This window comes from Winogradskyella poriferorum (assembly GCF_036553625.1).
In the GTDB taxonomy this organism is placed as follows: domain Bacteria; phylum Bacteroidota; class Bacteroidia; order Flavobacteriales; family Flavobacteriaceae; genus Winogradskyella; species Winogradskyella poriferorum.
The window spans coordinates 222,186-241,601 of record NZ_JAZHOU010000004.1 but is presented as its reverse complement, the minus strand read 5'-3'; the positions used below and the strand labels follow the sequence as shown (position 1 = coordinate 241,601).

At 33.1% G+C, this 19,416-nt stretch carries 17 protein-coding genes; 2 read left to right on the top strand and 15 right to left on the bottom strand.

Features of this window, described 5'->3' with window-relative positions:
* Positions 1-39 precede the first annotated feature (39 nt).
* The 6 genes from aroA to rsgA all read right to left on the bottom strand — a co-directional run bounded on the left by aroA (position 40) and on the right by rsgA (position 7,015).
* Entirely contained in the window at positions 40-1,272 is a 1,233-nt protein-coding gene (aroA, locus tag V1468_RS12990; RefSeq protein ID WP_331810657.1) for a 3-phosphoshikimate 1-carboxyvinyltransferase, read from the bottom strand.
* 29 nt (positions 1,273-1,301) lie between these two features.
* The gene (locus V1468_RS12985; protein ID WP_331810656.1) at positions 1,302-1,628 is read right to left on the bottom strand and encodes a nucleotide pyrophosphohydrolase; all 327 of its coding nucleotides are present in this window, start codon (positions 1,626-1,628) and stop codon (positions 1,302-1,304) included.
* Complete coding sequence (locus V1468_RS12980; protein ID WP_331810655.1) at positions 1,628-3,574, bottom strand: DUF3857 domain-containing protein; 1,947 nt, start codon at positions 3,572-3,574, stop codon at positions 1,628-1,630. The genes V1468_RS12985 and V1468_RS12980 overlap by 1 nt, the downstream gene beginning before the upstream one ends.
* A gap of 2 nt (positions 3,575-3,576) precedes the next feature.
* The gene (locus V1468_RS12975) at positions 3,577-5,484 is read right to left on the bottom strand and encodes a DUF3857 domain-containing protein (RefSeq protein ID WP_331810654.1); all 1,908 of its coding nucleotides are present in this window, start codon (positions 5,482-5,484) and stop codon (positions 3,577-3,579) included.
* Between the two features lie 131 nt (positions 5,485-5,615).
* Positions 5,616-6,068: a D-aminoacyl-tRNA deacylase gene (dtd, locus tag V1468_RS12970; protein ID WP_331810653.1), complete on the bottom strand. Its 453-nt coding sequence runs from the start codon at positions 6,066-6,068 to the stop codon at positions 5,616-5,618.
* Positions 6,065-7,015 (bottom strand): ribosome small subunit-dependent GTPase A, encoded by a 951-nt coding sequence (rsgA, locus tag V1468_RS12965; protein ID WP_278005265.1) that lies wholly within the window; start codon positions 7,013-7,015, stop codon positions 6,065-6,067. The genes dtd and rsgA overlap by 4 nt, the downstream gene beginning before the upstream one ends.
* A gap of 82 nt (positions 7,016-7,097) precedes the next feature.
* Between rsgA and V1468_RS12960 the strand changes: the two genes are divergently transcribed.
* Positions 7,098-7,589: a hypothetical protein gene (locus V1468_RS12960; RefSeq protein WP_331810652.1), complete on the top strand. Its 492-nt coding sequence runs from the start codon at positions 7,098-7,100 to the stop codon at positions 7,587-7,589.
* 41 nt (positions 7,590-7,630) lie between these two features.
* Here V1468_RS12960 and V1468_RS12955 read toward each other — a convergent pair whose 3' ends face one another.
* Genes V1468_RS12955 through V1468_RS12940 form a run of 4 tightly spaced genes read right to left on the bottom strand, consistent with a single transcriptional unit; the run spans position 7,631 to position 11,564 of the window.
* Positions 7,631-8,713: a bifunctional 3-deoxy-7-phosphoheptulonate synthase/chorismate mutase type II gene (locus V1468_RS12955; RefSeq protein WP_331810651.1), complete on the bottom strand. Its 1,083-nt coding sequence runs from the start codon at positions 8,711-8,713 to the stop codon at positions 7,631-7,633.
* A gap of 28 nt (positions 8,714-8,741) precedes the next feature.
* A complete protein-coding gene (locus V1468_RS12950) occupies positions 8,742-9,593 on the bottom strand; it encodes a prephenate dehydrogenase (RefSeq protein ID WP_331810650.1) in 852 nt (283 codons plus the stop codon).
* A gap of 4 nt (positions 9,594-9,597) precedes the next feature.
* A complete protein-coding gene (locus V1468_RS12945; protein ID WP_331810649.1) occupies positions 9,598-10,740 on the bottom strand; it encodes a pyridoxal phosphate-dependent aminotransferase in 1,143 nt (380 codons plus the stop codon).
* Positions 10,737-11,564 carry a prephenate dehydratase gene (locus tag V1468_RS12940; protein ID WP_331810648.1) on the bottom strand — a complete coding sequence of 276 codons (828 nt, stop codon included), beginning with the start codon at positions 11,562-11,564 and terminating at the stop codon, positions 10,737-10,739. Before V1468_RS12940 ends, V1468_RS12945 begins: the two co-directional genes overlap by 4 nt.
* Positions 11,565-11,905: 341 nt before the next feature.
* On the opposite strand from V1468_RS12940, the gene gldA reads away from it, so the two are divergent.
* The gene (gene gldA, locus V1468_RS12935; RefSeq protein WP_331810647.1) at positions 11,906-12,799 is read left to right on the top strand and encodes a gliding motility-associated ABC transporter ATP-binding subunit GldA; all 894 of its coding nucleotides are present in this window, start codon (positions 11,906-11,908) and stop codon (positions 12,797-12,799) included.
* A gap of 72 nt (positions 12,800-12,871) precedes the next feature.
* Here gldA and V1468_RS12930 read toward each other — a convergent pair whose 3' ends face one another.
* The 5 genes from V1468_RS12930 to metH form a co-directional block, all read right to left on the bottom strand.
* Positions 12,872-13,438: a hypothetical protein gene (locus V1468_RS12930; protein WP_331810646.1), complete on the bottom strand. Its 567-nt coding sequence runs from the start codon at positions 13,436-13,438 to the stop codon at positions 12,872-12,874.
* A gap of 13 nt (positions 13,439-13,451) precedes the next feature.
* A complete protein-coding gene (locus V1468_RS12925; RefSeq protein ID WP_331810645.1) occupies positions 13,452-14,195 on the bottom strand; it encodes a head GIN domain-containing protein in 744 nt (247 codons plus the stop codon).
* Between the two features lie 62 nt (positions 14,196-14,257).
* Positions 14,258-15,352, bottom strand: coding sequence for an acyloxyacyl hydrolase (locus V1468_RS12920; RefSeq protein ID WP_331810644.1), 1,095 nt, complete (start codon positions 15,350-15,352; stop codon positions 14,258-14,260).
* 251 nt (positions 15,353-15,603) lie between these two features.
* Complete coding sequence (gene metF / locus V1468_RS12915) at positions 15,604-16,560, bottom strand: methylenetetrahydrofolate reductase [NAD(P)H] (RefSeq protein WP_331810643.1); 957 nt, start codon at positions 16,558-16,560, stop codon at positions 15,604-15,606.
* A gap of 72 nt (positions 16,561-16,632) precedes the next feature.
* Positions 16,633-19,407 (bottom strand): methionine synthase, encoded by a 2,775-nt coding sequence (gene metH / locus V1468_RS12910; protein ID WP_331810642.1) that lies wholly within the window; start codon positions 19,405-19,407, stop codon positions 16,633-16,635.
* Between the last annotated feature and the right edge of the window lie 9 nt (positions 19,408-19,416).

The following is a 19,416-nucleotide window of genomic DNA, read 5'->3' as shown; positions in this document are numbered from 1 at the left end:
ATACAATCTCAAAACAGGCCTTGTCAAGTAATTAACGGTTTATTTTATTTTGAAGCCTATAGAATCGAGGTCATTCCAAAACTCTGGGTAAGATTTACTCACAACTTTTGGATCGTTAATTTTTAGTGTAGTCTTTAAGCCTAAAGGCGCAAATGCCATTGCCATTCTATGGTCATTGTAAGTGTCCACGGAGATGTTACTTTTAATATTATCAGAAGATTTTAAATGCAACGACTCGTCTGTAATTGCGACTTCTGCTCCAAACTTTTCTAACTCAGTTTTAAGAGCCACTAATCTGTCGGTTTCTTTGATTTTTAACGTATGTAAACCTGTTAATTCACTCTCCAATCCAAGTCCAAATGCCGTTACTGCAATTGTCTGAGCTATGTCTGGAGCATTTCTCAAATCAAACTCTATGATTTTACTACTATCTGTTTTTTGAACTTTCTTTAGGGTTATAGAGTTATTTTCAAAACTTGTTGCTACACCAAACTCTTTATATAACCCTGACAAAACCGAATCACCTTGCAGTGAATTCTTTTTGTAAGAAGATAATTTTATTTCTGTACCAATATCACTTAATGCAACAATACTAAAATAATATGAGGCTGAAGACCAATCTGACTCAACCACCAAAGTTTGAGGCTTTACCTGAGTGGTTTTTGGCTTTACTTTGACTACATTATTATTAAATGATGTTTCTACTCCAATCTCATTTAACAGTCCTAATGTCATTTTTATGTAAGGAACAGAGGTTATTTTCCCATCTAAAGTGAGCTCTAATCCGTTTTCTAACTTAGATGCTATAAGTAGCAAAGCCGAGATATATTGACTACTAACATCGGCTTTGAGAGTTACTTTTGATTCGGTTAATTTTTTCCCTTTGATAGTGAGTGGAGGAAAACCTTCATTTTCTATATATTGAATATCTGCACCTAATTGTCTTAGCGCATCTACTAGAATTCCTATTGGACGCTCTTTCATTCTGGATGAGCCTGTTAAAACTACTTCTCTACCTTCTTGAATCGATAAATATGCCGTTAAAAAACGCATTGCTGTACCAGCATGGTGTATATCTATTATAGGTGCATTGGGGCTTTGAAGCGCTTTTTGCATCAGTACAGAATCATCTGAATTAGATACATTTTCTATATCTATTGTAGGATACATTGCCTTTAATAAAAGTAAACGGTTAGATTCACTTTTTGACCCTGTTATTGTTACAGAAGATGTTGAACTTGTTTTAGACGATTTGAGAATTTGAATATTCATGTAGTTTTCTTCTTTTAGCAGAAACAAAACTACTTCAATTTTTCATTATTATGATGTCTGTCGTGATCTCGTTTTGCTTTTTTATCCATTTTCTTATCAAAAGCAGCTTGCAAATCTATACCTGTTTGGTTAGCTAAGCAGAGGACTACAAATACAACATCTGCAAGTTCTTCTCCTAAATCTTTGTCTTTGTCACTTTCCTTTTCACTCTGCTCTCCATAACGCCTTGCTATAATACGCGCTACTTCACCAACTTCTTCTGTTAATTGCGCCATATTGGTAAGCTCATTAAAGTATCTTACTCCATGTTCATTTATCCAATTATCTACTTCTTTTTGTGCGTCTTTAATGTTCATTATTTCACTTTTGTTAATACTACTTGTTCTTTTTGTTTATTAATCATTTGGTTAAAGAACTCTTTTAAATATACATAAGTTTCTGGACCCATCAGAGCTTTATTTAATTCTACTGAAGCAGATAGCTGTATTTTGTTACCTAGAACCTTGTTAGATAACTGAAATGTACCAAGATCTTCAGGTAGCTTTAAAATCATTGGTTCTGGAGCTGACTCTACCGTATAATTTTCGGGAATAGAAATATTAACCATGTAACGTTCCTTTAATGGGTACCCAAAATCTATTGGATATTCTCTTTCGTCTAATTTAAATGGGTTTTCGGTGGATTTTAAAAACAACATAGGTGCAATGTATAATTTATCATTTATAACGTCTGCTCCTTCTTCTTTATAAAAATCATAGGATTCTGAAACAAAACCTTCATAAGTCTCTGCATTTTGAGCTTTATAATTAGATATTTCAATGTTTTCTAACCCTTCTTCCTTCTCAGTAAGGTAAGCATCTAAATCTTCGCTATTATAATTATTTCTAAAACTATAAGCTTTATGGTTTGTATGTCTAGACATCACATTTCCTTCTAAGGCTCCGTCTTCACTTATACTGGCATTAACCATGTATTGTGTTATTCCGGTTTCTGGTTCTCTTATGGCTACTTTTTTCCAAACCATTTTATTGTTATCTACCAAAACTCCTTGCCAATTGTAATCTTTTAAAGGCAAAACATTAACATCGCTAAACTCATCTGTGGCATCTAAGAAGTATTGCTCTTCATCTATAACTGCATAGGCTAAAACATAGTTTAATCTATCTACAGTTGGAAAAAAAGGAATTGAGTTTTCTTTTGTACTAATAATTAACGGATTTGCATCAATACCTGCATACCTCAACATTCCTACAAGCGTTAGATTAATGTCTGCTACATTTCCTTTTTTCTCTTTTAGGGTTTTTCTTATGCCATTGTAAAAATATTTTCCATCAATACCATTCCATTGAATATTATCTTTTACATACTTAAAAATAGATTTCATTTTATCTATTTCTGTTTGATTGTCTGAAATTAAATTATCCAATTCATCATCAAAGGAATTGGTTTTGTCCAATTCATTTTTATAATCATCATCACTACCTATAGTCTTTGCTACATCTCCCCAATTTTGTGCATAATATCTATTTATAGATGGTGTTACGATAGATATCAACTCAAACATAACACCTGCTCTATAATTATTAATGTTATCTACAAAAGCTTCTTCTTTTAATGCTGGCACATCTTTCAAAGTATAGTTTTGTATATCCATAGTCATATCTAATGCAGTTGATCTCTTTCTAGAATGCTGAGGAAAAAAGCTAATATTTCCTTTCACTTTTGTTCTAAAGTTATAACCATCTGGAGTATGTATTTCTGCTTCAATGTGCTTAATAGGAATATCGTACTGCAATTTTAGCTCATCTATGGATAGAACAAAAGGAGATGTAATCTTGTAAGTTATATCTATAACTGAACCTTCTTTTACATTTGGCATTGTAAACTTAACTTGCTTGTAGTTGTAACTATATTCATTTTCAAAAACCTGATTTTTTTCTAATTTGGTTTCAACGATTTTGTTGTTTTCTAAGTTATAGGTATATGCTTTTATCTTACTTATTCGCTCTTTACTCGATCGGCTTTTGAATAAATTTACAGTTATTGTAGCTTTATCAAACCCTTCTTTATTATAGATTTTAATTCTTTCATGAACCTCTGTAACCAGTTCTACAGAAGATGCATTTGCTCCATAAAACGTCCTTAATTTTTTATAAAGTATTACTGCATTAGCTGATGAATCTTTATCATAAAATTTTTCTGATAATTCTTCTTTGGACACTTCTCCAAACTCTATCTCTTGTGAAAATGAAAATTGAGTAAAACTTAGAAGGAAAAGAAGTAAATAAATGTTTTTAATCATGATTATTTGATTGATTTTAATACTATTTTAGAGTTATCGGCTTTAGAGATATGTTTTCTAAAATCTCTGTAATTTTTGTAATCTGTATTAGGGTATTGCCCTTTTTTTAAGAACAACTTTCTTTTGTAAATAATTATATTGTCTGAAGTACTGATTTTAAAGTGGTATTCGCCAAATTTGTTCTTAATATCTATATTTTCTGGCAAAGCCTCTATCTCAAAACCCTCTGGGATTTCTATTTTAAAAACATCTTCGTCCATATAACCACGTGATATATCTATTGGCATTTTTCTAGACCTATACCTAGTTGGCACGTAAGAGTTTTGATTGAATACATTGGGTTTAAAGAGCAACCTATCACCAGAAACAGAGGCATAAGTGCTTGCTTCTACATCTATATCTTCTGTAAACTCTACATCAACTTTATTATTATGAAACTTATAACCCAAAATCTCTAAGTTATTAATATAACTCCAGTGATATTTGTAGTATTCATTTACCTTATCATTTGATCTTCGTTCTATATAAAATCGATTATCGTACTGCAAGCCTCTTGTTTTTCTATTAATTTTAGAAGTAAGACTACCATTAGCTTCTAATTTAACATTTGCTGTAGTTAACTGATAATTTAAACTATCTACATATAACTTTGTCTTTACAATCTCACTAGCATTAGGTTTTACCACTAACACATTTCTGTTGTCCGTAAAATCTCCGATAAAATTAAAGGGATGTAGTTGACTCGTACAATCTAACCAAACGGTCTCATTATCTGTAGGAATTGCTAAAATGATATGATTTCCTTGCTCTAAGGAAGCAAAATCGTCTTCTAAATCTATAATTTCTTTACCTGCTTCTACAACGCAGTAATAAGATGTTACTCCCACTACTTCTAACAAAGACTTGGTATAGTTAGTTAACCCTTTACAGTCTCCGTACTTTAATTGATCTACTTCTAATGCTGGTATTGGCTGCACTCCACCTATACCAACCTGTACACTTATATATCTGGTATTTTCTTGAACAAATTGAAAAACTGCTTTAGCTTTTTCTATAGGATCATCAAGGTTTGCTGTTATACCTAAAACTTCTTGTTTTGTTTCATCTGTAACTTCGTTTCTTCCTTCTAGCAAAGCGTCGTTTATCCAGTCTCCAAATTCTAACCAGTTTTTTGCTTTTCCTTCTACACCATAAAATGAAAAATTCTCCATTGCAACTAATACCTGTGGGTAATAATTATAATATGACGGACTTAAATCCTCTGGTGCTATGGGCAATGCATTTTCTAAAGTATAACTTAAAGATGTAGAAGAATTACTCTTTGTTATATTATAATCTTGAAGATTTTTTTCTTTAAACCTTAAACCTAAATCTGCATTATCTTGTAAATTATAGATGTCTTTTTCTACACCTACATAATAGCCAGTAATAGGCCTCCAAGTTGGTATTGCAGCTGTATTAGACGATTCAATTTCATAATAAAACTCTACAGTATAAGGATATGTTGCTGGTGTGTATCCCATTAAAAGCACCCTAGAATCTGAGTACAATGTACCACCATCTACAGCACTTCTATCCATAAAATCTCGTTTCTTAAACTTTTTTATTTCTTCGCCAGCTTCATTTAGAATTCTAGCTTCAATTTTTTTTATTTTGTTGTACTTATCATAACTTGCGTAAGCACCAACAGCAGAATTCCCTTTTTCGTTTAAAACGGTAACTATTCGCTTTTCTATAATGCTTAGCTCATCCTTAGAAGTTACAACAACATTGATATCATTAAGTCTTACAACGGCATTTGCCTTTGTTTTTAATTCGGGTGGAATTGTTTCGGATTTATATAAATCTTCAGATTGTGAAAAACCAGCAATAGTGATTAATAGGAATATTGCTGCGGAAATATATTTCATGCAGTATTTATATTGAATTGATTGGCAGCACAATATAAAAAGTAAAATTAGTTCATCAAATATTTTATGTATTAAAATCCCTACAATTAATTAATATTCGACAAACGGTTAATATTTTAAACCCTCTTAAGCTATTCTTTATTCTTAGAATCTATAATAATGGTTACAGGCCCATCGTTAACAAGTTGTACTTTCATGTCTGCACCAAACTCACCTGTTTGTATTGGTTTTCCTAAGTTATTTTGTAAGGTTGAAACAAAATTTTCATAAAGCGGAATTGCAACATCTGGTTTTGCTGCCTTTATATAACTTGGTCTGTTTCCTTTTTTTGTACTTGCGTGAAGGGTGAATTGACTAACCACGATAATGTTACCACCAGCATCTAAAAGCGAAGTATTCATAACGCCATTTTCGTCTGGAAAAATTCGAAGATTTACAATTTTGTTACATAACCAATCAATATCCTCTTGGGTATCTTCATCAACAATACCTAATAAAATTAAAAGTCCGTGCTCTATTGAAGCAATTTGCTTTTGGTTAATAACTACTGAAGCCTCAGAGACTCTTTGAATTACTATTTTCATTCGTTATCCCAATTATCTGTTCTGTAATGCTCTTCATCTCCTTCTAGAATTTGAATATAGCTACGGTATCTAGAATAAGACACTTCGTCATTTTCTAAAGCCTCTTTAACCGCACATTTTGGTTCTTTTAAGTGCAAACAATTATTGAATTTACAATCTTGTTTTAAAGCAAAAAACTCAGGAAAATAATCGCCTACCTCTTCCTTTTCCATATCTACAACACCAAAACCTTTAATACCTGGTGTATCTATAATTTTGGCATCAAAACTTAAATCGAACATCTCCGCAAAAGTAGTTGTATGTTGTCCTTGCATATGCTGTTCTGATATGGCTTTGGTTTTTAGATCTAATGAAGGCTCTATAGCATTAACCAGAGTAGATTTACCCACACCAGAATGACCAGAAAACATACTCACCTTACCTATCATCAAGGCTTTTATCTTTTCAATATTATGTCCTGTGGCTGCTGATATTTCAATACACTCGTATCCTATTTTTTTATAGATACTTTGCAGATACTTTACTTCTAACATCTTTTCGTTATCGTAAGTATCTATTTTATTAAACACCAAGACTGTGTTTACCGAATATGCTTCTGCAGTAACCAAAAAGCGATCTATAAAACTGGTAAACGTTGGTGGATTATCTATAGTAACCAATAAAAACACTTGATCCACATTTGCTGCAATGATATGCGTTTGCTTGGATAAGTTTACTGATTTTCTAACAATGTAGTTGCTGCGCTCTTCTATGCGATGTATAACACCTGTTTCGGTATTATTTTTGGTTTCTAACTCAAACTCTACTTTGTCGCCAACAGCAATAGGATTGGTACTTTTTATACCTTGAATTCTAAATCTGCCTTTTATTCTGCACTCATAAAATTTACCGTTCATTGTCTTAACGGTATACCAACTTCCGGTAGATTTATAAACTGTTCCTGTCATTCAGTAATTAAAATAATAGCAAAGTAACAACTTTTAACCAAAATAGTCTTTACTTTAAAGCATAAAACAAAAATCAACAATCATGAAAAAAAATTTTTTATTTATCGCAGCAATTGCTGTAGGACTAATTTCATTTTCTTTTATCAACAAAGAAGACTCTAACGACAACAAACCAGCTCAAGTAGAGTACAAAGTGGTTACCGTTGTAGAATCTATTGTTCCTAATGGTTTAGGCCGTTCTAGAATGATATCTGCAAATGAGTCTAAAGACTACAAAGAGTTTACAACTGTAAGATCTGGTGATAAAGATAAAGATGAAAAGAATAAATCTAAGCGAAGTGAAATAAGAGTAAAAGATTATGAAGAAACTAAATTACTTAACTTCTATAATCTTGGTGGAATTCGTTTTCAAAACATAGCTGCTAATGACGCAGTGATGACATCTAAAGTTAATACGATGATTGCCGAAGGTTGGGAATTAGCATTTATTAATACTGGAGTTGAGAGTTCTGGAGGAAAAGGGGATGGACAAGGTATTTTTATTACACGATATACCTTTAAACGTAGCATATAACATAAATAAAAAAGGCTCGCAATTGCGAGCCTTTTTTATTTTTAGCGATTAATAATCTCCTCCTGATGATTAATCGATTCTTGATGGATAGCTTTAAACATTCTAAGAATAAATTCTTCGCTTAAATTCTTTTCCTCTCCCTGTAAAATCATTTTGCCCAAAATCTCATTCCAACGCTTATTTTGCAAAACTGCAACGTTGTGCTTCTTTTTCAAGTTACCAATTTCATCTGCTACTTGCATACGCTTCCCTAAGATTTCAATTAACTGATGATCAATAACATCTATTTTAGTTCTTAGCGTATTTATCTTGTTTTTAAACTCTGTTGCATCACCTACTTCTTTTCTTATTCGCAGATCTTCCGTGTACTTTATTAAAGTTTGTGGTGTGATTTGCTGTGCAGCATCACTCCAAGCATTATCTGGGTCGTGGTGTGTTTCTATCATTAAACCATCATAATTTAGATCCAATGCTGTTTGACTTAAGTCGAAAATTATATCTCTACGACCAGCAATATGAGATGGATCTAAAATTAATGGTAAATCCGGAAAACGGTTTTGTAAATCTACTGCAATTTGCCACTCTGGATTATTTCTATAACGTGTTTTTTCGTAAGTTGAAAATCCTCTGTGAATAACACCTAAATTCTTAACATCTGCTGTATAAAAACGCTCTACTGCGCCTAACCACAAAGATAAATCTGGGTTTACTGGGTTTTTAATTAATACAGGCTTATCTGTTCCTTTTAATGCATCTGCAATATCTTGTACTATAAAAGGACTCACAGTTGTACGAGCACCTATCCAAAGGATATCTACATCGTGCTTTAAAGCCAATTCTACATGGTTGGCATTAGCTACTTCTGTAGTAATAAGCATGCCTGTTTCTTCTTTTGCTTTTTGAAGCCACTTTAACCCAAGCGCTCCTACTCCTTCAAAATTACCAGGACGTGTTCTTGGTTTCCAAATACCTGCTCTAAAAACAGTGGCATCGCTATCTTTTAGCTGATGTGCAATTTTTAAAACCTGCTGTTCTGTTTCAGCACTACAAGGTCCAGCAATTACCAGTGGATGATCTAAATTAAAAGCATCTAACCAGTTTCTCAATTCTTTCTTGTTTTCCATCTTACTATTAATCTTCTTTTTCTTAATTTTATTCTATTCCGTTTAATATATCTTTTATATGGTTGGTGGTTTCCATCTCCTTGAAAACTGCCTCAAAGTTATCTTCTAACATTAACTTCTTGAAATGCTTTAGGTTATCTATATATTCATCTAAAGTTTCAATAACATTAGTTTTATTTTGTTTAAAAATTGGTGTCCACATGGCTGGTGAACTTTTTGCCAAACGTACCGTACTTGCAAAACCACTGCCTGCCATATCAAAAATATCGCGTTCGTTTTTCTCTTTTTCTATCACTGTTTTGCCCAACATAAAAGAGCTTATATGCGAAAGATGCGACACATAGGCTATATGTTTGTCGTGCGCCTTAGGGTTCATATAACGAATACGCATTCCTAAATCAGCAAACAGTTTTAATGCTTTTTCTTGAAGTTTGAAAGCAGTTTCTTCTACTTCACAAATAATATTTGTCTTGTTGTTATATAAATTATGAATTGCTGCATCAGGTCCTGAAAATTCTGTACCAGCAATAGGATGTGCTGCTAAAAAATTTCTACGCTTTGGATGATTTTTCACCTTAAGACAAATATCTTCTTTGGTTGAACCAGCATCAAACACAACGGTCTCATCCGAAACCAGATCTAATACTTTTGACAACACTTCTAAAGTAGCATCTACAGGTATGGCAACTATAACAACGTCTGCTGTACTTAAATCTTCGTAAGTAGCCTTTTTATCTATAATACCCAGAGTTTTTGCTTTATCTAAATGCGCTTCGCTCTTGTCTATACCATACACAACACATTCTGGATTTCGCTTTTTTATATCTAAGGCAAAACTTCCTCCTATTAATCCTACTCCTATGATAAATACCTGTTTCATCTATCTAAACTCGCGCTATCGCTTCTTTTATTTGTTCTTCTGGAGAGCATAATGAAAAACGCACATAGCCTTCACCATTACTTCCAAAAACCGTTCCTGGTGTTATAAATATTGAATGTTCTTTTAACACTAAATCGGTAAATTCTTCAGACTTTAAATGTGGTGGTAATTTTGCCCAAACAAACATACCTGTTGCATATTCGTCATAGGTGCAGTTTAAAGCCTCTGCAAGTTTCCAGATAAGCTCTCGTCTTTGTTCGTAAACACTATTTAAACTTACAAACCACATATCTGAACATTTTAAGGCTTCTATCGCTCCTTTTTGAATGGCATAAAACATTCCTGAATCCATATTACTTTTCACCTTAAGCACTGCATTAAGATGCTCGTAACTTCCTACAAGCATACCTACTCGCCAACCTGCCATATTAAAGGTTTTACTGAATGAATTTAACTCCAAACAAACGTCCTTTGCATGGTTATAACGCATGATACTGATAGGTTTTTTGTTTAGAATAAAACTATATGGATTATCGTTTACTATTAAAATATTGTGTCGCCTTCCAAAGGCTATAACTTCGTCATAAAACTTGTTTGGTGCATTAGCTCCTGTTGGCATATGCGGATAACTAATCCACATGATTTTTACCTTACTAAGATCTAAGCGTTCTAAAGCAATAAAATCTGGCAACCAATGGTTATCTTCCTTTAAATCGTAAAAAACTGGTTTTGCTTCTAACAATTTAGTTACCGCAGAATATGTTGGATATCCTGGATTTGGAATCAAAACCTCATCACCTGGATTTAAAAAAGCCATAGAGATATGCATTATACCTTCTTTACTTCCTAAAAGTGGTAACACCTCAGTTTGCCCACTTAGATTTACTTTGTAATGTTTTTTGTAAAAATTGGCAATCTCTTCTCTTAACTCTGGTAAACCTTGGTAACTCTGGTATTTGTTAGCTCCTTCTTCATCCAAGCTATCTTTTAAAAGCATAGTAGCTTTAAAAGGTGGTTCTAAATCTGGACTTCCAATACCAAGGTTGATAATAGGTTTTCCTTGAGATTGCAAAAAGGCCACTTCTCTTAACTTTTTAGAAAAGTAGTATTCTTGTACATGTTTCAAACGGTTGGCTACTTCAATCATGTTTTTGCATTTTTATATTCACCTAACACTTTAAAATTCTCTGCCATAATCTGCATAATAGCGTATGCTTTTTCGTAATCTTTATGTGTATCAAAAGTAACATCTACAAAGAAGGCATACTTCCAAGGTGTCTCAATTTTTGGTAAGGATTGAATCTTAGTTAGGTTTAGTTTACAATCACTCATTACATTGAGTATTGTAGCTAAACTACCACGTTTATGATCTAATTCAAATTTTAGAGATGCCTTATTAATTCCTTTTCGTTCAAGGTTATTATTTTCTCGCCTAACAATAACAAAGCGTGTTTCGTTATGTTTTATGGTTTGAATGCTTTCGGCCAAAATATCTAATTGATATAAACTTGCTGCATTTTTGCTTGCTATAGCTGCGATGCCTTTAATATTATCTTTTGAAACTTGCTTAGCAACTTCTGCTGTATCTTTTGCTTCTACCAACTTAATATGTGGATAATCCTTAAAGAATACTTTACATTGTAACAATGCCATTGGATGCGAGTGCACTTCTTTTATAGTTGCTAAAGTTTCACCTTTTAATGCCATTAAGTTGTGCTGAATATCCAAATAATACTCACCAACAATACTCAGATTATGATTATCTATTAGTGCGTAATTAGGAATTATAGAACCTGCTATAGAATTCTCTAAAGCCATAACCATGCTATCTGTCTGGTGTTGTAATAAATTGTCCACAGCACTATCAAAAGACATGCACTCAATGACTTCTGCTGTAGAGCTGAAGTACTTTTGGGCCACCTCGTGATGAAATGATCCTCTTATTCCTTGTATGGCTATTGGTTTTGTCAATCTAACAATTATTTAATGAGATCCTGAAACCAGTTCAGGACTTTTTCAATCAAAAGGATTAAAAAAGAAAAAGTCTCGAATAATTCGAGACTTTTTAAAACTTATATTTTATTCACTAAAACATACTAAGCCTCGTTTCTTCCGTTAAAAAAGAAATAAAACCAGTTATAATATGTTTTAGCTATGTGTTTCATAATATTCTGTGGCTAAAGTAAATAATATTTTTACAAATCAAAATTGTTGCTATACCTTTTTTGAGTTGTGCACAAAATTTTAAAGATTTTATAATAAATAATGTGTGGTATTAGATATTAGTTATTTTTGATTAAATATTCTGAATTATGTCTATTGAAGTCAATAATATTTCAAAATTATATAAAGATCAAAAAGCATTAAACAACGTTTCTTTTAAAGTGAACGATGCTGAGATTGTAGGTTTTTTGGGCCCAAATGGTGCCGGAAAATCGACAATGATGAAGATTCTTACTACGTATATTGAAGCTTCCGAAGGCAATGCAAACGTGAACGGATTTGATGTTACGGAGGACAAAAAAAACGTTCAGAAAAGTGTTGGTTACTTACCAGAACACAATCCGCTTTACACAGATCTTTATGTAAAAGAATATTTAAACTTTAATGCCAATGTGTATGGCACACCAAAATCTAGAATTGACGAGGTAATCGAACTTACTGGATTAACACCAGAGGCGCATAAAAAAATAGGGCAACTTTCTAAAGGTTACAGGCAACGTGTTGGTCTGGCAAACGCACTACTACACAATCCTGATGTTTTAATCTTAGATGAGCCAACTACAGGCTTAGACCCTAACCAGCTGGTAGATATTAGAAATCTAATTAGAGATATAGGAAAAGAAAAAACCGTTTTTTTATCTACGCACATCATGCAAGAGGTTGAAGCCATGTGCGATCGTGTCATAATCATTAACAAAGGCGAAGTTGTTGCAGACAAGTACCTCAAAGATCTCAGAGAAGGACAAGAACAAGTTATTATTGTTGAGTTTGACTATCGTGTTGAAGAAGCCTTTCTATTACGTTTACCTAAAGTTGCCTCTGTAAAAAACATTTATAATTTTGTTTACGAAATTACTTTTTCCACCAAAGAAGATATGCGCTCTCATGTTTTTGATTTTGCTCACGATAATGAACTGAAGATTCTTCAGCTGAATCAAAAAAATGCAAGTTTAGAGAGTTTGTTTAGGGAATTAACGAGTTAATAAAAGCCTATCCTTGCCTTCCCAGAGGGAAGGAATCACCATACTCAAGAAGTATGAAAATTTATTATTAAGCTAATTAGGTCTTATAAATGCGATATTATCAAAATTGTTTTCGCTATGAACTAATTTGAGCGCTTTTAATTCAGAATCATAGAAAAAACTGTGAGTTCTTTCTATTGAATTATATCTTTTGTTAACCCACAGTGGTTCTAGATTTAATTCTGATTTTATTTCTACATTATTCTCACAAAAAGCAAAATAAATCTCCTGTAGACTAAAGGTTATCAGACATTCTTCAATTCCAAAATTCAATTTTTTATATTCCGAAAAATTACTATTTGTGTACAGCCAATGTTCGTTAGTGTAGATCTCTTCTGTTTTTTTACTAACTGCAATATTCCAATTTCCAGAATTTTCAGCAATAAAATTTATTAACTCAAATTTATTTGAATTTTGATTGATTTCTAAGTGGTCTTGATTATTGTTTTTCGGAATTGAAGCTCCAAAATTCTTGACGTAGTTAAATAATATAAAATTAGATTCTAAAATTAAATCTGTGTTTTTTAATTCAACAAATGGCAATAACCATTCACTAAAAAATAAATTATGCAAATCATCTAAGTTTTCTATCGCTTTCATTTATGTAATTAAATCAATCAAAAATCAACTCTCCAATATAGATTTCTTCGACATCAACCAAAGGAGGTTGGTTAATTACAATGACATCTCCTGTTCCTCTTATGATACCTGTTAAGGATAGTATAGGGTTTACAATCATATCATTACTACCACGATGACTTATCTCTACATTCTGAGCGATTAAATTTTCACCTTCAAAACGTCCAGAACCTGAGAAAAAACCAACAAACAAATTATCTACTTCACCATTAATATAAAATGATGAAATATTATTTGAAGTAATACGTAAGCTCTCTGAATTTATAGACAATCTAAAATCACCAACAGTAAAATCTGTGGCTTCATTAAAATCTTCTGAGAATAATCTTAAACTAGGATATGTTAACACGCCATTTGATGAAATTTCATACTGCGAAGATGTTCTTATTTCTGTAAGATTTGGCGCTTCAACATAAATTTTTGTAATACCATAGTCTCTTACATAGTTACAATTATTATCATCTGTAAGCACTAATCTATCTCCAATAACCTCAGCCTTTACATCATTGATTAAGTTTTCACCTGTTTCAATAGTAACTTTATACTCTGGTGCTTCGGTAATGATTAATTCTATATCTCTATTCACCAAAATTCTTTCAAAGTCAACAACATCAATTTCTTGTTGCACTATAGTTCCTGATGTTTGAAAGCAATCGTTAGCATCTTCGCTGTTGCAAGCAAAAACTAGAAAAACCAATAAATAAATTATTTTCTTCATATCTAAAATAGATTCCTGCCTCACTTCGACTTCGCTCAGTGACCAACTCAGGAATGACAAATTTACAATCTCACTCCAATTCCAAATTCAACAGCTTCTGCTTTTGCGCCATGAGATTTCAAGGTTACAGCTCCAAAGAATTTCTTACCAAAATAGCGTTTTAAACCAATTCTCAAGTACATTCTTCCTTCAAAATCGTAAGGATAATACACATAGTAACCAACTTGCGATTCTACAGACATTTTATTGATAAACAACTCGTGACCCACAAATAATCCCACACGTTTATAATCTTCATCTCCAGTAACATCTAATTCAGGAAAAGACACCGATTGATAGTAAATCAGCTCTTTTAAAAAATTAGAAAAAAACACTTCTGCACCAAACTGAACTGCACTAACATGACTTAAACGTTTGTCCGCATAAGCCGAAACTATATAAAAAGGATATTGCCCACTGCCAATAATATCGCTTTGGTTAATTCCGCTTCTAAATGCTATATTGTATTTTATACGTTCTGTGAATTTTTCATCGTTTAGATTATCTATATATTCGGTATCATCTTCATCTAAATTATAGGTTAACCCTAAATTAAAAGCCATTGAATTAACGCTGGTGTTTGGCGCTTTTACATTGGCATTAGAATAATGAATTAAAGACAAACCTGTTTGTAAGCCAAACCTCTTAAACAAACGTTCTTTTTTATAATTAAGCATTACGTATGTAGAACTCAGTAAATGCGATCCGAAAGCAATGTTTTTATGGTTATCTAACTTATCGTAAGGATTGGTATTATAGGCAACACCTTGACCAATTCTAAACATTAAATTCCGTTTGAAAAAGTAAAAATTATAATGTGCATAGAGGCCGTAATTTTCACCAAGTACATCATTCTTTAAATCTTGATAAATAAACGATGCTCCATAATCTGGATAATTAAAACGTTGTTGCCACGCTTCCTCTCCAAAGGTTTTTTTATTCCAGCTTAGAATAACACCTTCAGGATGACCTTTGATAAGATGAAGAATATCGTTATTGTGAAGCGCAATATTCCCTGAGAAATAATTGATATCTAAGTATGAATTTGTGTTATTATTATTTTGAGAAAACAACAATAATCCAAACAAAAATGCAAAAACTGTAAGCCAGTACTTCATAAAAAATTGGTTACTGGCAAAAGTAACAGAATATTTAATTTAAAAACAACGTAGCAACTAAAGATAACAGAGTTATTGCCATTAACTTTAATGCAAAACCGACTTCTAATTTATACTTTTTCATGTGATTTGGTTTTGCTACAAATTTCTATAATATCTCTTTTCTAAATTTTAGCAATAAAGCAATAAATGGTTAAGAAATTATTATTCTATAACATTAATGTTACCCTTATGTAACCAAAGACATTTCCTTAAAACACCTCCGAAGCTATCACTTTAATGTTATCACTTTTTCCCATAGAATAGTAATGAAGCACAGGAATACCAGCTTTTTGAAGCTCTTTAGATTGCTCAATACACCACTCAATTCCAACTTGTCTTACAGCAGCATTGTCTTTGCATTTTACCACCTCTATAATTAATTCTTCTGGTAAATCTACATGAAAACGATGTGGAATTAAATTCAACTGTTTTTTGGTTGCAATAGGTTTTAACCCTGGAATAATTGGCACTGTAATCCCTTCTTTTCGGCATTTATCTACAAAATCAAAATATTTTTTATTATCAAAAAACATTTGTGTTACAATGTAGGTCGCTCCATTTTTTATTTTCTTTTTTAGGAAGTGAATATCACTATCTAAACTTGGTGCTTCCATATGTTTTTCAGGATATGCACCAACACCAATACAAAAGTTAGTAGCGCAAGTATTAAGCAATTCTTCGTCTAAATATTTTCCATTATTAAGATCTTCAATTTGAGACACCAAATCACTAGCATAAGCATGTCCATCTTTTTCTGGTTTAAAATAAGTTTCACTTTTAACAGCATCTCCACGCAAAGCCATAACATTATCAATGCCTAAGAAATCTAGATCTATTAAGAAATTCTCAGTATCCTCTTTTGTAAATCCACCACACAAAATATGAGGAATAGCATCCACATTGTATTTATTCTGAATGGCTGCACAAATCCCAACGGTACCTGGCCTTTTCTTTACAATTTGTTTCTTAAGCAACCCATTACCTACGTCCTTATACGTATATTCTTCTCTATGGTATGTAACATCAATAAATGGAGGATTAAACTCCATTAACGGATCAATATTATCAAAAATAGATTGGATATGTTGCCCTTTTAAAGGCGGTAAAATTTCAAACGAAAACAAAGTTTTTCCGTTAGCGTTTTTTAAATGTTCTGTTACTTTCATACTAATGCCTGCGAAAGCAGGTATCTTATTAATTTTATCTTATTTGAGATTCCTGCCTGCGCAGGAATTCAGCTAATCTGCCAAATTTGGGCTTAACCATTTTTCAGCTTCTTCTTTACTAATGTTTCTTCGTTTAGCATAATCTTCTAATTGATCTTCGGTGATTTTTCCCAAGCCAAAATATTTAGCTTCTGGATTTGCAAAATAATAACCGCTTACACTTGCTGCTGGCCACATCGCAAGACTTTCGGTTAGTTTCACACCAATAGTTTCTTCGACATTTAAAATATCCCAAATGGTCTTTTTCTCTAAATGATCTGGACAGGCTGGATAACCTGGTGCAGGACGAATACCTTTATAGCTTTCGGCAATTAAATCTTCGTTGGTTAAGTTTTCTTCAGAAGCGTAGTTCCAATGTTTTGTACGCACTTCTTTGTGTAAATATTCTGCGAAAGCTTCAGCTAATCTATCGGCTAATGCTTTTATCATTATGGAATTATAATCGTCGTGATTCGCTTCAAATTCTTTAGCTAATTGCTCGGTTCCAAAACCTGTAGTCACGCAAAAACAACCGATATAATCTTGAATTCCTATGTCTTTAGGCGCGATAAAATCGGCTAATGCAAAGTTTGGAACGCCTTCTCTTTTTTTGAGTTGCTGACGTAAGGTTAGAAATTGGTGTTTGGTGTTTGGCGTTTGGCTAGATACTAAATCAACCTTTCGACTGCGCTCAAGATTAACTCCATCGAAATCTTTTTTAGATGCTGAATCAAGTTCAGCATGACAATCTTCGATTATCACCTCAATATCATCATCATTTACAGTATTTGCAGGAAACAATCCAAAAACCGCTTTTGCTTTCAGCAGCTTTTCATCAAAGACTTTTTGAAGCAAGACTTTAGCGTCTTTAAACAATTCGGTTGCTTGTTTACCAACGATGTCGTCGGTTAAAATATCTGGATATTTTCCGTGTAAATCCCAACTTCTAAAAAATGGTGACCAATCGATATAATCGTCTAAAATCGTAATATCAAAATCTTGAATATCTTGTATTCCTAATTGTTTTGGTTTTACAATTTCGGTTGTGTTCCAATCGATTTTAAACTTTCGCTCACGCGCTTCTTCAATAGAGAGGTATTCTTTTTGTTTCCCACGTTTTAAAAACTGCTCACGGAATTTTTCGTATTCCTCACGAATCTGTTCTTTGTAAACATTGTTGTCTTTCTGCAACAGATTTCCAACAACAGTAACTGCTCTAGAAGCATCGTTGACGTGTACAACAGTATTAGAATAATGTGGTGCAATTTTTACCGCAGAATGCGCTCTTGATGTTGTTGCGCCTCCAATTAACAACGGAATATTAAATCCTTGTTTTTCCATTTCTTGCGAAACGTAAACCATCTCGTCTAACGATGGTGTAATTAAACCGCTTAATCCAATGACATCGACGTTTTCTTTTTTAGCGGTTTCAATGATTTTTTCTGGCGGAACCATTACGCCTAAATCCACAATCTCGTAATTATTACAACCCAAAACTACACTCACTATATTTTTACCAATATCGTGCACATCGCCTTTTACAGTTGCCATTAAAATTTTACCGTTAGAGCGTTGCGAATCGTCTTTTTCAGCTTCAATATAAGGCTGTAAATAAGCGACTGCTTTTTTCATCACTCGAGCCGATTTTACTACTTGAGGCAAGAACATTTTTCCGCTTCCAAACAAATCGCCAACCACATTCATTCCGGTCATTAAGTGACCTTCGATAACTTGAATAGGTTTGTTTACCACTTGTCGCGCTTCTTCAACATCTTCAACAATAAAGGCATCAATACCTTTTACTAAAGCATGCGTAATACGGTCTTGCAAAGGTTCGCTTCGCCATTCTTGTACCTTTGCTACATCGTCTTTTTTCTGTCCTTTTACGGTTTCGGCAAATTCTAGTAAGCGTTCGGTTGCATCATCTCGTTTGTCAAAAAGTACGTCTTCAACGTGTTCTAATAAATCCTTCGGAATTTCGTCATACACTTCCAACATAGTTGGGTTTACGATTCCCATATTCATTCCGTGTTGAATCGCGTGATATAAAAATGCTGCGTTAATGGCTTCACGCACGACATTGTTTCCTCTAAATGAAAACGACACGTTACTTACGCCACCAGAAACGCTAGCATAAGGTAGATTTTCTTTAATCCATTTTGTGGCATTAAAAAAGTCTAAAGCATTTAAACGATGCTCTTCCATTCCGGTTGCAACAGGAAAAATATTTGGATCGAAAATGATGTCTTCTGGTGGAAATTGAACTTGATTTACCAAAATATCGTAAGAGCGTTTACAGATTTCTATCCTACGCTCATAAGTATCGGCTTGACCATCTTCATCAAACGCCATAACAATCACAGCTGCACCATAACGTTTGATAAGTTTTGCGTGATGAATAAAAGTTGTTTCGCCTTCTTTTAAACTGATAGAATTCACTACCGATTTACCTTGTACGACTTGCAAACCAGCTTCGATAATATCCCATTTTGAGCTGTCAATCATTATGGGCAAGCGTGCAATATCTGGCTCTGATGCGATAAGATTTAAGAAGGTTACCATTGCGTGTTTTCCGTCAAGCATACCTTCATCCATATTGACATCTATGATTTGCGCGCCACCTTTCACTTGGTCTCTTGCAACATCTAATGCTTCGGCATAGTTTTCTTCTTTTATTAATCGTAAAAATTTACGCGAACCAGTAACGTTAGTACGCTCACCAACGTTTATAAAATTACTTTCTGGCGTTATGATTAATGGTTCTAGACCTGATAATTTCAAGTATTTCTTACAGTCACTTTCTTTCATTGACATAGA